We start from the raw sequence: 13,954 nt of genomic DNA on the forward strand, positions 1-13,954 counted from the left end.
ATTGGCGCATGGTCAGGAGACCTGGCACGATTGGATCGTCTGGACGGCACGAGCCGCCAGCACGGGGATGAGGTAGGCGCGGAAATCCTTCGAACCAAATACGTCGCCTATCATGGGATCTGGCGAGACAACCAATTCCTCCACAGCGGCGGGGTTGAACGATTCGGCCAGCAATTCCTCGGCCTCCGTCCAGCGGAACACCCCGTCTTCTGAGGCACCTGTTATGGCAACGCCAACGCGGCTCGCGAACTTGGCCACGAATATGCCGACCAAGGCAAAGCGAGAGGCGGGCTGAACGAACTTCAGGTAGTTAGCAGCTTCCGGCACTGGAAAGCGGACAGCCGTTATGATCTCGCTCTCCTCGAGAGCGGTTGTGAACAGCCCCTGAAAAAAATCGGCCGCTGCAATCTCACGCCCGTTGGTGATGATCGTCGCATCGCAAGCAAGGACCGCCGATGGGTAGCAAGCGGCCGGATCGTTGTTGGCAAGCGAACCACCGATTGTGCCGCGGTTGCGCACGGCAGGGTCTCCAATGCGGCCTGCCAGACTCGCCAGCGCGGGAAAGGCGTCTTTGGCCTCGCGAGCGACGATCGCATGAGTGGTCCCGCCCCCAATCACAAGCTCCTCGCGTACCCGGCTCACACCCTTCATGTCCTGGATCGCGCTCAAGCTGACCAGCTTCGAAGGAGAAGCCAATCGCTGCTTCATGGTCGGCAACAAGGTCTGGCCACCGGCCAGATATTTTGCTTCGCCATCCTCGGAAACGACAGCCACCGCCTCGCCGACCGTGCTGGGCTTAATAAATTCAAATTCGTACATAGCCCACCTCAGCGGCAACTAGATATGTTCGGACGCGAGATCACCCATCGGTTGGCCGGATGCTGCCAGCACAGCCTTGATGATATTGCGGTAACCAGTGCACCGGCACAGGTTCCCCCCAAGATGCGAGCGGATCTCCTCGACCGTCGGCTTTGGATTGTCATCCAGCAGCGCGGACGTGCTCATGATCATGCCGGGTGTGCAAAATCCGCACTGGAGGGCATGGTTATCGATAAAAGCCTGTTGTACCGCCGATAACGTGCCATCCGGCCCTGCCAGTCCCTCGACGGTTGTCACCCGAGCGCCATCAGCGTCCTGCGCCAGGACCGCGCAACTCTTCACCGCTTTGCCGTCAAGGTGGACAACGCAGCAGCCGCACTGGCTGGTGTCGCACCCGATGTGGGTGCCCGTCATCCCCAGCGTCTCCCTGAGGAAGTGGACGAGCAAGGTACGGCCTTCTGCCTCCGCTTGCCTCTCATGGCCATTGACCGTCAGTGACACCAGCCTCTTCACGGCACCACCTCGGGGGCGGGGCTAATGCCTGCCCCCTGCCCTTCGACCACGTGCTTGAACTTCTCGAAGAACTGATCCGCCATCTTCTTTGCGAAGCCATCGATTATGCGACTGCCGAGCTGAGCCAATTTGCCGCCGATCTGCGCTTCGACAGCGTATTCCAGCACGGTGGCGTGCCCCTGCGGGACGAGGCGTACCTTCGCGCCACCCTTGGCGAAACCTGCAGCACCCCCCTTCCCCTCTCCAAGCAGGACCAAGCTCTCGGGCTCATGCATCTTGTCCAGGGTCACCATCCCTTTGAACGTCGCCTTAACCGGACCAACCTTTTGAACGACCGTCGCCTCAAAGCCTTCTTCCGGACTGCCGAGCATCTCCTGGCATCCCGGAACGCATTCCTTGAGCACTGAAGGGTCGAGAAGCCGGGACCAGACCGTGCCCACAGGAGCGCCGACCGTCTGAGAACCCTTCATTTCCATGTCATCCTCCTTCGACTTGGCCATGATGCCGAAATCGTGCCTGTTCTATTGCGGGCGCCGCCATCAGGGCGGCATCGCTGCTCAACTCAGCCGGATTGTTTCATTGCATCCCACCAGGCGCATTGCCCGGACATCACACTGTGATTTCCTTCGAGCACCTGAACGCGCTCGCGACGGCCCGCCCGGGCCGCATCGAGCCGCATCTCCCGGGCCTCTGCCCGCCGCGCATCGTCGAGCCATGTCCGATCGTGGCCCCAAAGGCTCGGACCGTAGACAAGCTCCTCGGGCTGCCATGCCGCCTGGTCAATTTCCCGGCCACCCCAGCCATACTCGACCATGAATTTCGACGGCGTCCAGGAATAGAAGGACGTCATGAAATCGTTGGTATGACGGCCAAGCGTCGCGCCGATATTGCCAGACCTCATCTGCGCCAGGTCGTAGCCTTGTCCAACGTCATCGAAATTCATGAGCTCCATCATCAGATGATGCACGCCCCTCCTGCCAGTCTCCACAAAAGCCAAGCTGTGATGACGAGCATTCACGTGAAGGAAGAACGCCTTGAAAGGCCTCAGGGCATAGTCGCTAAGCTGGAAGCCCAAAACATCACGGTAGAAGGGAAGGATGTCTTCTATGCGCTCTGCCGTGAGAACGACGTGGCCCAGACCCAAGGGACCGGTTCGGAAACCTGAGATTGCACGCCCCGGACTGAATGGAGTGTCGGCCACCTCCGCTTCATGGAAAAGCTCGACGCGGTTGCCGGCCGGATCGAAGAAATAAATAAGATCCGCCACCCGTCGCTGGGCAGCAAGCGCAGGATAACCTCGGTTCACCCTGATGCCTTGGGCCTCGAGGTCGGCTGCCGCGTGGTCAAGCGCTTCCGCGCCCGGCAGTTCCCAGCCGAAGAAGCGGCAACCCTCGAGGCCGTCATCCTCGACATGCAGTCGCTGCAACCGATCGTCCATGCGAAACGCGACACCACGTCTGGAACGATCAACCTGCTGTAGGCCCAGCAGATTCACACCGTAGTCCAGCCAATCATCAAGACGATCAGTGCTGATGCCGACATAGCCGAGCGAAAGGATGTTCATCGTCTTCCCTTCTAAGAATCGCCAGCGCCGAACCGATCGGGTCTGGTTGTCTTGATTTCCAAATTAGCATATATTGCGAATATTGCAATCAATTTAAGCGCGGATTCGCCTGCCGGTGCGGCACATCAAGCGAAGAGGGGTATCATGAAGCTTGGAAGTTTGAAGGTAGGCGGCCGTGATGGCAGGCTGGTGATCGTTTCGACCGATCTCTCGAAACGCATTGACGCCTCTGACATAGTGCCGACATTGCGGGAGGCGATCGAGTCCTGGTCGACAGTCGAGCCAGCATTGCGCGGCCGCGCGACAGAGTTGGCCAATGGGGCGATTGCCGGCGCCGTGGCGTTCGACCCAATCGAAATGGCATCTCCGCTGCCGCGTTCTTTCCAATGGGTGGACGGCAGCGCCTATCTCAGTCACATGCGCCTGGTGCGCAAGGCTCGCGGCGCCGAAGTTCCGCCTGACGCCGAAACCAATCCGCTTGTTTACCAGGGCGGCTCAGATATCTTTCTGGGTCCAACAGACGACATCTTGATCCGCGATGTATCATGGGGCCTGGACTTCGAGTCCGAGGTCGCCGTCATCGTCGATGACGTCGCCTGCGGCACGAGCGCAGAGGAAGCGAAAAGCCACATCAAGCTGGTCATGCTTTGTAATGACATCTCGCTGCGCGAGGTCATGCGCCCAGAGTTGCAGAAAGGTTTCGGCTTCTTCCAGTCCAAGCCCGCCAGTGCGTTTTCGCCGGTATGTGTGACGCTGGACGAACTCGGCGCTTCCTGGGATGGCGGGAAGCTCTGCCTGCCGCTCATCTCTACCTATAATGGCAAATGGTTTGGCTCGCCCGATGCCGGCAAGGATCTCTCGTTCGATTTTCCGGCTCTCATTGCGCATGCCGCCATGACGCGAGACCTTGCCGCCGGCACGATCATCGGTTCGGGCACGGTCTCGAACAACAACCACCACGAAGTAGGCTCTTCCTGCCTCGCAGAGCGTCGCACCATTCAAATCATCGAGAAAGGCGCGACGGATACCCCTTTCATGAAGCCGGGCGACACCGTCCGCATCGAGATGCTGGACCGGCAAGGCGATTCAATTTTCGGGGCCATTGAGCAAAAGGTCGTCTCGTCCTCCTGAGGCAAGAGCCCGGCGGATGGCTGCCTTTGCTTCGGAGAGCCACTTTGTCTAACTAGACTAGATGATAGGCAAAACACGAACTCTCAGCCTTCTTCTCCTCTTCTCGGAAGAGGAGAATTCCCTGTCGGCCGAAGAAATCGCCCAGCGCCTGGGTGCGACGCTCAGCACAACGTATCGTGATCTGAAGAAGTTGCGGGAACTTGGGCTTGTCGAGACCGTCCCAGGCGAGCGCTTCATCCTGGGCGGCCAGATCAGCATCCTCGACCGGGTCGCACGGCTTGGCACACCGCTCCTCAAGGCAAGCATCGACGAAATGGAGCGGCTTGCTAAGGTGACTGGCGTTACGGTTACGCTAACCAGGCTATATTTTGACTCCATCATCGGACTCGGCCATGTCGAGGGCGACCGCAATGTCAGCATCGGATATGAACGCGGCCAGGTTGTGCCGCTCTTTTACGGCTGCACGGGAAAGGCAATCCTTGGTGCTCTTCCGTGGCGCCAGCTTAAGCGAATCTTCGAAGCGAACACCGACGCGATACGCCAGGCCGGATTGGGTGGCAGCTGGGACGCGTTTTTAGGGACGGTGCGGACTTGGGACCGCGATTCTTTCCTCTGGACCGAAGGTGAGATCAATCCCGACAATATTGCCGTCGCGACAGCCGTGCTTGGAGCCGATGCCGTGCCGCTTGGAAGTCTGACGCTGATCATACGTCGACGCGACATCTCGCTGTTTGACCGCTCTCAGATCGAGACAGAACTGATGCGATCGCGTGGAAAGATCCAGGGCGTGATTGCGCAGAGTTCGCCATGAGTGATGCTCGTTAGCGCCCGACGTCCATCAGGCCGTTCCATTGCATCGACCCCGGCTTGCCAACACCGGAGCCACTCTTCGCCATGAAGACTAGGTGATGTTGCCCTAGCTCAGCCTGGATCTGCGCTCGTTGTCGCCTACCGAGCGGAACAACGAGCTGAAAGCGGTGGCGCTCCATTGAGATGACGACCATGGCTGGTTTGGCGTGGCAGAGCCACGGAAACAAAAACGATCGATGGTCACTGCTGGCTCCGCGGACTATCTACAGAAAGCGCCGATCGAGGGCGTTTGGCCGGAGCGCTTGGCCCTCGTTGCCCTTGGGCTGGCGAGCCGCAGCCGGCAAACCTAGTTCACAAAAAATTTTGATTACACTGGAAAATGTTTTTTCTGTTGTCTGCCTTTCGGATTGACGTTAAAAACATTCTGGCAAGTCGGCTGAGGAGGCTGGCGGCGATAAGCGCCGCGCATAAGGAGGTCCCGTCTCAATGCATCCATTCCCCAAGAACCGGTCCCTGCAGGACCTTATCGATGAGACCCCGGATCTCGTCAGATATTTTCGCAACAACCCGGTGTCGCCGCATGCGCGCAACCGCCCGAGCAGCGCACCGCTTCCCGCAGAGCACACAAACTGGCGCGAAGAGCAGCGGGCTTGGCGAGAAACCGCCATTCTGTTCGACCAGTCCCATCACATGCCGGAGCTCTTTCTCAAGGGGCCGGATGCGTTGAAGCTGCTTTCGCATGTCGGCATCAACAGCTTCGAAAATTGGGGGCCTGGACGAGCCAAGCAGTTCATCGGCTGCAATCACAAAGGCCAGATCATCGGGGAATCGGTGCTTCACTGGCTGGCCGAGGATCACTTCGAGCTGATTTCGGGAATGCAGCTGCAGGACTGGATCCAGTTCAACGCCGAAACGGGCGGCTATAACGTTACGGTGACGCGCGACCTGCAGACCGCGCAGAACCCGAAAGGGCCCGACGGGCGAACGAATTTCCGCTTCGGCATGGACGGGCCCAACGCGGAGAAGATTTTCCAGGAGGTCGTTGAAGGCCAGGCGCCCGACATCCCGTTCTTCCGCACCGCGATAGTCAAAATCGCCGGCGTCAACGTCATGGCGCTGCGCCACGGCATGGCTGGACACAAGGGCGTCGAGCTATCCGGGCCCTATGCTGAGTGCCAGAAGGTGCGCGACAAGCTGCTCTCCGTCGGCGCGAAATATGGCCTCAAGCCGGGCGGACGCCTCGCCTATTTCAGCGTCAGCAGCGAGTCCGGATGGTGGGCCTACCCGCTCCCCGCCATCTACACTGATCCGGAACTGCGGGCGTTTCGTGAATGGCTTCCCGACACATCCTGGGGCGCGCAGGCCCAACTCTCCGGCAGTCTCGTCTGCGACTCGGTGGAAGGCTACCACCTCACCCCCTGGGAAACCGGCGTGAACCGCGTGATGAAGTTCGACCATGACTTCGTCGGACGCGCGGCCTTGGAGGCCATGGTCGCCAAACCGCATCGCAAGAAGGTGACCCTTGTCTGGAACCCGGACGATGTCGCCGCGATCCAGAGTTCGATCTTCCGGCCGGGCCTGCCTTGCAAATATATCGAGTTGCCGACAGCCTCCTACGGCTTTCCCCAGGCCGACGCCGTTCTCGATAGCGGTGGCAGACTGATTGGCATGGCGGGCTTTGCGGGATCCACGGTCAACGAAGCCTCGATGGTGTCGTTGGCCGTCGTCGAAGAAGCGCATGCTCAGCCCGGCACCAGTGTCACCCTCGTGTGGGGAGAACCCGACGGCGGCACAAGCAAGCCGCAGGTGGAGCGTCACCGTCAGTATGAGGTGCGGTGCACCGTCGCCCCTGCTCCATACGCATCTGCCGTCCGCGACATGAAATATGCGGGAATCGGCAGGGCCGCTGCGTGAACAAGCGGCATTTTCAGCTCGACAAGAAGAGGGGCCAGGTAGGCCCTCATCACGCCCGAGCCGCAAAAAGTCCGGCCCGCCAATGTGACGAGCATCCATATCGCCATGCTCTGGTCGACCGTGTCCGAATGAGACTGTCGCCAAGTTGGTCACCGCCAGTTGGCGGATGTCCATTGCAGAATACCCTTATTCTTCAGTGCCCTGATGCGGATCAGCGTGCTGTTGGTCGCCCTGCCGGGAATCGCGCTCCAATCAAGGAAACGCAATGGGAAAGCTCGACGGAAAAACGGTCATCATCACCGGCGGTGTGCATGGCTTCGGCGCAGCCTATGTGCGAGCGGCAGCGGCGGAAGGCGCAAACGTCGCGGTCTGTGACGTCCTGGATGCGGCCTCGATCGTGGCGGAGGTCGGCGACAAGGCCTGGGGACGCACGTGCGACGTTTCAGACCGGGACTCGGTTGCCAGCTTCGTGGCGGAGACGGTCGACCGGTTCGGTTGCGTGGACGGCCTCGTGAACAATGCCGCCGTCTTCGCCTCCCTGATGAACAAGCCCTTCGAGGACATCGACCCCGACGAGTTCGATCTGGTCATGAGGGTCAATATCCGCGGTGTCTTCGAGATGTGCCGGGCGGTGCTGCCCTCCATGCGGGCGCGAGGCTATGGCAAGATCGTCAACATCTCCTCCGGCACCTTCTTCAAGGGCTCACCCGGAATGGCGCACTATGTTGCGTCGAAGGGAGCAGTGATCGCGCTCACGCGGGTCGTCGCCCGCGAGGCCGGTGGCGACGGCGTGCGCGTCAATTGCATCGCGCCCCGTGACCAGGAGCCTGAGGATATCAATGGAGCGGTCATGTTTCTGCTTTCGCCGGAAAGCGATTTCATTTCCGGCCAGACGCTGGCCGTCGACGGCGGGTCGGTCATGATCAATTGATGACGCCGCCTTTGCGGATCGGCCTGACGGTCTCCCTCCCGACCTGACGGCCGGTCCGTCTTTCCCGCAGCGGGCATGTTTGATCGGCCGCTGAAATCAATTGGACGCGTACCGCATCTCAGCGCCGGTTCGGAGATGACGTTGCATTTTTGGGCCACGTCGCTCAACGGCGATATTCGGAAAGACATTAATGCGCGACATCCCCAGGCTGAACTCAAGCGACGACTGCCAAGCCCGGCGCAGCGCGCAAGCGGGCTATGTCGCGTGCCGGCGGTTCTCCAAAGTGGCGGCGATATTCGCGACTGAACTGCGACGGGCTTTCGTAACCCACGTGGAAGGCGGCAGTCGTGGCGTCGATATCCTGGACCAGCATCAGGCTGCGCGCATCCTGCAGCCTGAGCTGCTTCTGGAATTGCAGCGGCGTCAGCGCCGTCACGGCACGAAAATGCTCGTGCAGGCTCGACGGACTCATGCCTACTTCCGCGGCGAGCCGCTCGATGCTGAACCGTTCCCGGAAGTTCTTCCCGATCCAAGCGATGGCGCGACCGACCTGGGCCACCCGACCCTGGCTGGAGGTGATGTGGCGCATCCTGGCACCGTCCGGGCCAGCGAGCAGGTGATAGAGAATTTCCTGCTCGGCGAGCGGCCCAAGCACGGGCAGCGCTGCCGGATCATCGAGCAGGCGCAGCAAGCGCAGCGTCGCATCGAGCAGGCCGGCGCCAGCGTCAGACACCGTCTTGCCAATCGGTGGGGACGGCGCTCCCGGCGGCGGGGGCACGCGCAGCGCCAAATCCCCCAGCATGACCGGATCGAAATCGAGGTACAGGCAGAGATATGGCTTGTCGGGCGTCGCCTCGACCACATGGCCCGTCGCCGGCAGGTCGTAGGTCACGATCCCATAGCGCCCCGGTCCGTATTTGAACACACGGTCGCCCAGCCTGACCTCCTTGTGTCCCTGTGCGACGAGGCACAGCTGCGGCCGGTAAACATTCGGCATCGGCATCGTCACCGTGGAGGATCGAACAAGCGTAACGCGCTCGATGGGAGTGGCGTGGAAGCCATCTTTCGAGACGTGACGGGCAATGACGCCTGCGATTTCGGTCAGTTTATCCATGATTTCCATGAACTGACCATCGCACGTGCGCGGGAGGGGTGGCAACGGGAACTCGCAATTTCTGGAGGATTGGGCAGTGAATCCGGCGTATCGGGCTAACGGTTCGATGTCGCCGCGTACCACAATGTCAGCAGCGCTTGGGTCACAGCAACCTGGCCGCAGAACAAGTAGGAGCAAACATGACAATCGATAAACTGAAAACCCCCACTGTCGCACTGGGCACCTGGGCCTGGGGTGACAGCGGCGAGATTGGCAACGGCTACTTCGGCAGCAGCCTCACCCAGGCTACCCTGGAAGAGGTCGCCGACAAGGCACATGCGGCCGGGCTCACCCTGTGGGACACCGCCATTGTGTACGGCATGGGCCGTTCAGAGACCGTGCTCGGGGAGGTCCTGAAGCGCTACGCCCGCAGCGACTACCAGCTCTCCACGAAGTTCACCCCGCAAGCCGCGGGAACCGGCGACGACCCGATGGCGGACATGCTGGAACAGAGCCTCGCACGCCTCGGCACCGACTACATCGACCTCTATTGGATTCACAATCCAACCGATGTGGCGCGGTGGACGCCCCACCTGATCCCGTTGCTGAAGAGCGGGAAAATCAAACATGTCGGCGTCTCGAATCACAACCTGAGTGAAATCGAACTCGCGAACCAGATCCTCGGCGAAGCCGGGTTCCGGGTCGAGGCCATCCAGAACCACTATAGCCTCCTCTACCGCAGCTCCGAGGAAGCCGGTATCCTGGACTACTGCCACAACCACGGCATCCAATTCTTCGCCTATATGGTGCTTGAACAGGGCGCCCTGACCGGCAAGTACAGTCCGGAGAACCCGCTACCGGAAGGCACCAATCGGGCGAAGGCTTACAATGGCATACTTCCTCAGTTGAAGGCCCTGACGGACAAGCTCGCCTCGATCGGCCAGAAGCAGGGTGCAGCAGCACCCGATGTCGCGACGGCTTGGGCTATCGCCAAGGGCACGACGCCGCTCGTCGGCGTCACCAAGCCCAACCACATCGATGGTCTGGTCCGAGCCAGCAAGATCACGCTCACCAGCGACAACATCGCGGAGCTGGAAGCTCTCGCCGGCGCCGCTAACGTGAATACCCGCGGCTGGTGGGAAAAAGAGATGCAGGTTTAAAGCGCCGCCGTCCTGAAACCTCGGACCGCAATTCCGAGCAATGTGGCAGGCGATCATCTCCTTCCGTGGGGTGATCGCCTGACCAACCGCCGACCAGCCGATTGGCGGCAACCTTCTGAAATCTCCCGCCCCAACTTCGGGCCTACCGAATGTCGAAGCGCGCGAGCAAATGGCTGCTGCGATGCCTGTGAACTGCATCGCTAACCCGAGGACATGGCTCGGTCGGCGCTTTCCTACGGTCTGAAGAAGCGCGCTGGACGACGGGCATCATTCTCTGGTGCGATGGCGGACGAAGCGCCTCTGAGGCAGGGCTCTCGCCACGAGCGGCGGAGAGAAAAGTGCACGACAAGTGGCCCGGCCGTTACGCCGAAGCCCTGTCCGAGGTTGGTTCAGAGCGAGCTGATCCGGCCTGCAGATGATGGGGGATGGTGCGGTGTGATTACGACGCATCACTCGATCGCGCTCGTCTCGCGGCCGCTCCGGCGTTCAGCTGCTCCTGCAGCTGTTCCAGATATCTCCGCAATAGAACGACGCGCCGCGGGCGGAAGCTGCGACCGGTTGATCGGATCTCGATTATCCGGTCGGTCCTGAACATTCGGAAATCGTCGCGCAGGCAGCACCAGGAGAGAACGGTGACGCAGTCTTCATTATAGACCAAGGAAAGCGGCAGGATCTCGCGCTCGCTGTCGCGGTCCTGCAAATCGCGGTAGCCGATTTTCACTGCCACCTCCTGCCAGCAAGCATCGCGTAGAGGTGCAAGATCCATATCGCCCGCATATCGCGGCTCGGGCTGGAAAACGCGCGCGATCGCATGGACAAGTTGCCGCCCGCGTTCATCCGACAGCGTGGCCGCAACCTTTGTGAGGACAGAAGCGGCCGCCCTCGCCAGCATCGGATCGCCCCAGGAACCAACCTCGGCTAGACCCAGCGCAAGAGCTTCGATCTCGTCGCGATCTAACGATTGCGGCGGTAGTGACGGATCTTCGATCAGTTTGTAGCCATAGCCGCGCTGCCCTTCGATCCGTGCGCCCGCCGCACGAAGCGCGTCGATGTCGCGGTAAAGCGCCCGGACGGATATGCCTGTGTCCTCGGCGAGACGCGCCGCGGTGATCGGCGGCGACATCATGCGGATAAGCTGGAGCAGGCGCAGAAGACGATCAGAGCGCGGCATCGTTTGCTGACGGAAATTGGCAGTTGCCTTGCGCTATACAGCCAAGGCGCGACGAAAGCCAACGCCGCCAGCGTCAACCAGGAGCAAATAATGACCTTTACTGTGACGACCCATCTCAACTTTAATGGACAGGCTCGCGCTGCGCTCGACTTCTATGTCCGAGTATTCGACGGAGAGCAGGTTTTGATGACCTATGAGGCGATGGGCCAGGCCGAAGTCGCCGCCGCGCCTGACAACATCATTTGGGGCCAGGTCATCTCCAAAGAGGGCTTCCGGATCATGGCCTTCGATGTGCGGGCGGGGCAGGAATACAATGCAGGCAAGAACGCCTTTTATGTGTCGCTCAGCGGATCGAGCCTTGAAGACAATAGGGCGCGCTGGTCGCGATTGGCAGAAGGCGCCACGATCCTGCAAGATCTTGCGCCGACGCAATGGTCCCCGCTCTTTGGCATGCTGATCGACCGTTTCGGCATTACATGGGTGGTCGACGTTGCGACCGGCGCCACGCACTGAGTTGCGGCACTCGACGCTGATACGTCTTCGCTGACCGCGCCGTGAGAACAATGGTGGCATTTCCGACCGATGCCGTTGAGTGAATAAATGCCGCTTTGGCGAACATGGCACCATTTCAGAGAGTTTTCCACCCTGTGTCCGGCTTGAGGCGGCGCGGCGTGAGCTACATTGCAACGGAGAGAACGTCTCGATCGAAAGCTCCCCTGATCCGCACCGGTGTCGAACAATTTGCTTACAGCCCGAAATGTACGCCTGCACAGCGTCAGAAAGTGTTTGGGCATAACAAAAATTGATGCCACGAACGCAGTGTCGGTCTTCCTGCACGCAGATTAAGGAACGAGTTGATGGACGAGACTGTAGCTAGAGCGAGCCACCGAGAGGCGGAGGAATACCTCAGCCGATACCTTGCAGCGGAGGGGACCGATTATGCTGTCATGATCGACGGTCCATGGGGCTCGGGCAAGACCTATTTCCTGAAATCGTTCCTGGATCGGCGCAACGCTGCAGTGCTCAACTGGGATCCTTTGAGTGCGAGCGGCCGCTACTGGTACGCGTCGCTGGCCGGAGTTAGCAATGTCAATCAAATCTACGAGCAGTTCTTCGCATCCGAACATGGTAAGTCCGGCCGGATCGCCACGGAGATTGCGCTGCGTGCCAGCGCCTATTTTTCGAAGAATACGGTAGGCACGCCAGCAGACGCAGCGAAAATCCGTCGCGCCATGCTCGATCCGCGCGAACGAGTGCTAGTGTTCGACGATCTCGAACGTTCCTCGATGCCCGTGCTTGAAGCGTTGGCGCTCGTGTACTCGTTCGCAAAGGACGGTGTAAAAGTCATCGTCATTGCGAACGAGGAGGAAATAGCGTCGCCGGTGCGCAACATCAATAAGATCCCCGAGGAGGCTGAGCCCGCCCGATCGGACTACGAACGGCAGAAGGAGAAATTCGTCAGCAAGACGATAAGAGTTGGTTCGGACCCGGAAGTAGTCTTGCCCTTATTCACTGCGCGGATGACGTCGCCGACTGCGAAGGCGTGCGTGGAACGTTCCACGGAAACAGTTTTGGGCGTGTTCCGAGCGTCCAAAATGCAGAATCTTCGAAGCCTCCGCCAGGCCATTGAGGACTTCGATCACTTAGTCGGCATGCTCGAAGCGACGCTGAGGGAACACCCCAAGGCAGTGGACGCGATCCTGGTTTATCTCGTTGCGGTTGAGATGGAGTTTCGCGGCGGCACCAACGGGATGTCGGTCGAAGGCATCCGCGCGCTGCGTTCAGAACGCTGGTCGAGCCTGCTTGGCAAAGGTCCGAGCGGGACTGGAGTTCGCCTGCTGGCGTCCTACCCGATGGTGTCTTGGAATGATCCGATCATCCCGCCCGAGCATGTGGCAACGCTGCTCAAAGCCGGAACAATCGCAATCGAAGAACTTATAAGTCGGGTTCAGTCGCACCCAGCAGTTGCCCCACCGCAAAATCTAGCCCCTTGGAGAGCCCTATGGGACTGGACCTCTTTGTCGAGGGCACAGTACGTTTATTTTCGGGACCTTTTGGTAGGGCAACTTGCCAATCGCTCGATCCTCCATCCCGGAGAACTTCTCCATGCAATCGGCGAGGTTCTGCGACTTCGCAAATTTGGTGACGATCTGATCAACGGGGCCGATCCAGACGCCTACTTCAGACAGTATGTCGATGAGGTGGTTGCCGACCGGCGGCTTCAGCCTTTGACAGAATTGTTCGGATTCAGCTCTGGCTCGCATGCCGGTCTGGTCTACCCGGAGAATGACACCCCTGAATTCCAAATGCTGAGGCACCTGGTCCGTGAGGGTGTCGGGAAAGTTCGGGACGCGAAACTGGCTGACATGCTCCCAGCTTTCCTGGCGGATTTACGACTCGATCAGCGGGCAGCTCTCCGCCTTAACAACTACGGAGAGAAAGAAGGCAACCTGCAGGGCGTTCCATTCCTCCAACTCTGCGATCCTAAGGAGTTCGCCGAACTACTCGTCGATGGGTCGACGCCACGGGAGACCGTGATGGCCGCATTCCTAGATCGCTACTCGAACGATGTTCACGAGAAGTCATTAGCGGCCGAACACCCCTGGGTCGAGGATGTCGAAAGGGAGTTTGCGGTGTTAGTGGACCGCGAGGCACCTCCGTATAAGCGTCTTCTGGAGTATCGACAGAGTTGGATGAAAAGCGAACTAAACAAGAGTCTTAGACGCACGGGAACTCCAGCAACTTCAACAGCCGCGTAGTGTACATTGCGATCGGCATCGTTACACAGCCTGTTCCCTGATGGTAAGCGGCCATTCCCCTCCAGGAAACGCGGACGTGATCTTTAAGT

At 59.9% G+C, this 13,954-nt stretch carries 13 protein-coding genes; 7 read left to right on the top strand and 6 right to left on the bottom strand.

What is annotated here, in order from left to right:
• Positions 1 to 12: 12 nt before the first annotated feature.
• The 4 genes from EJ072_RS03090 to EJ072_RS03105 all read right to left on the bottom strand — a co-directional run bounded on the left by EJ072_RS03090 (position 13) and on the right by EJ072_RS03105 (position 2,896).
• Positions 13 to 819: a xanthine dehydrogenase family protein subunit M gene (locus tag EJ072_RS03090; protein ID WP_126078525.1), complete on the bottom strand. Its 807-nt coding sequence runs from the start codon at positions 817 to 819 to the stop codon at positions 13 to 15.
• 18 nt (positions 820 to 837) lie between these two features.
• Positions 838 to 1,320 carry a (2Fe-2S)-binding protein gene (locus EJ072_RS03095; protein WP_281061012.1) on the bottom strand — a complete coding sequence of 161 codons (483 nt, stop codon included), beginning with the start codon at positions 1,318 to 1,320 and terminating at the stop codon, positions 838 to 840.
• Between the two features lie 8 nt (positions 1,321 to 1,328).
• Entirely contained in the window at positions 1,329 to 1,808 is a 480-nt protein-coding gene (locus EJ072_RS03100) for a carbon monoxide dehydrogenase subunit G (RefSeq protein ID WP_126083481.1), read from the bottom strand.
• An 86-nt stretch (positions 1,809 to 1,894) separates the two neighbouring features.
• Positions 1,895 to 2,896, bottom strand: a complete 1,002-nt coding sequence (locus EJ072_RS03105) for a VOC family protein (RefSeq protein WP_126078526.1) — start codon at positions 2,894 to 2,896, stop codon at positions 1,895 to 1,897.
• Between the two features lie 144 nt (positions 2,897 to 3,040).
• Here EJ072_RS03105 and EJ072_RS03110 point away from each other — a divergent pair, with 144 nt between their 5' ends.
• The 4 genes from EJ072_RS03110 to EJ072_RS03125 all read left to right on the top strand — a co-directional run bounded on the left by EJ072_RS03110 (position 3,041) and on the right by EJ072_RS03125 (position 7,682).
• Positions 3,041 to 4,027, top strand: coding sequence for a fumarylacetoacetate hydrolase family protein (locus tag EJ072_RS03110; protein ID WP_126083482.1), 987 nt, complete (start codon positions 3,041 to 3,043; stop codon positions 4,025 to 4,027).
• A 61-nt stretch (positions 4,028 to 4,088) separates the two neighbouring features.
• Positions 4,089 to 4,838, top strand: a complete 750-nt coding sequence (locus EJ072_RS03115; protein WP_126078527.1) for a helix-turn-helix domain-containing protein — start codon at positions 4,089 to 4,091, stop codon at positions 4,836 to 4,838.
• 485 nt (positions 4,839 to 5,323) lie between these two features.
• The gene (locus EJ072_RS03120) at positions 5,324 to 6,751 is read left to right on the top strand and encodes an aminomethyltransferase family protein (protein WP_126078528.1); all 1,428 of its coding nucleotides are present in this window, start codon (positions 5,324 to 5,326) and stop codon (positions 6,749 to 6,751) included.
• Between the two features lie 265 nt (positions 6,752 to 7,016).
• The gene (locus EJ072_RS03125) at positions 7,017 to 7,682 is read left to right on the top strand and encodes an SDR family oxidoreductase (protein ID WP_126078529.1); all 666 of its coding nucleotides are present in this window, start codon (positions 7,017 to 7,019) and stop codon (positions 7,680 to 7,682) included.
• A gap of 214 nt (positions 7,683 to 7,896) precedes the next feature.
• Here the strand turns inward: EJ072_RS03125 and EJ072_RS03130 are convergent, their stop codons facing one another.
• On the bottom strand, positions 7,897 to 8,805 hold the full coding sequence (locus tag EJ072_RS03130) for an AraC family transcriptional regulator (protein WP_245467170.1): 909 nt from the start codon (positions 8,803 to 8,805) through the stop codon (positions 7,897 to 7,899).
• Between the two features lie 170 nt (positions 8,806 to 8,975).
• Between EJ072_RS03130 and EJ072_RS03135 the strand changes: the two genes are divergently transcribed.
• Positions 8,976 to 9,935 (top strand): aldo/keto reductase, encoded by a 960-nt coding sequence (locus EJ072_RS03135; RefSeq protein WP_126078530.1) that lies wholly within the window; start codon positions 8,976 to 8,978, stop codon positions 9,933 to 9,935.
• 439 nt (positions 9,936 to 10,374) lie between these two features.
• Here EJ072_RS03135 and EJ072_RS03140 read toward each other — a convergent pair whose 3' ends face one another.
• Positions 10,375 to 11,106: a YafY family protein gene (locus EJ072_RS03140; RefSeq protein WP_126078531.1), complete on the bottom strand. Its 732-nt coding sequence runs from the start codon at positions 11,104 to 11,106 to the stop codon at positions 10,375 to 10,377.
• A 90-nt stretch (positions 11,107 to 11,196) separates the two neighbouring features.
• Here EJ072_RS03140 and EJ072_RS03145 point away from each other — a divergent pair, with 90 nt between their 5' ends.
• A complete protein-coding gene (locus EJ072_RS03145) occupies positions 11,197 to 11,619 on the top strand; it encodes a VOC family protein (RefSeq protein WP_126078532.1) in 423 nt (140 codons plus the stop codon).
• A 344-nt stretch (positions 11,620 to 11,963) separates the two neighbouring features.
• Entirely contained in the window at positions 11,964 to 13,865 is a 1,902-nt protein-coding gene (locus EJ072_RS03150; protein WP_126078533.1) for a P-loop NTPase fold protein, read from the top strand.
• The last annotated feature ends 89 nt before the right edge of the window (positions 13,866 to 13,954 follow it).

The organism is Mesorhizobium sp. M2A.F.Ca.ET.046.03.2.1, assembly GCF_003952425.1.
In the GTDB taxonomy this organism is placed as follows: Bacteria; Pseudomonadota; Alphaproteobacteria; order Rhizobiales; family Rhizobiaceae; genus Mesorhizobium.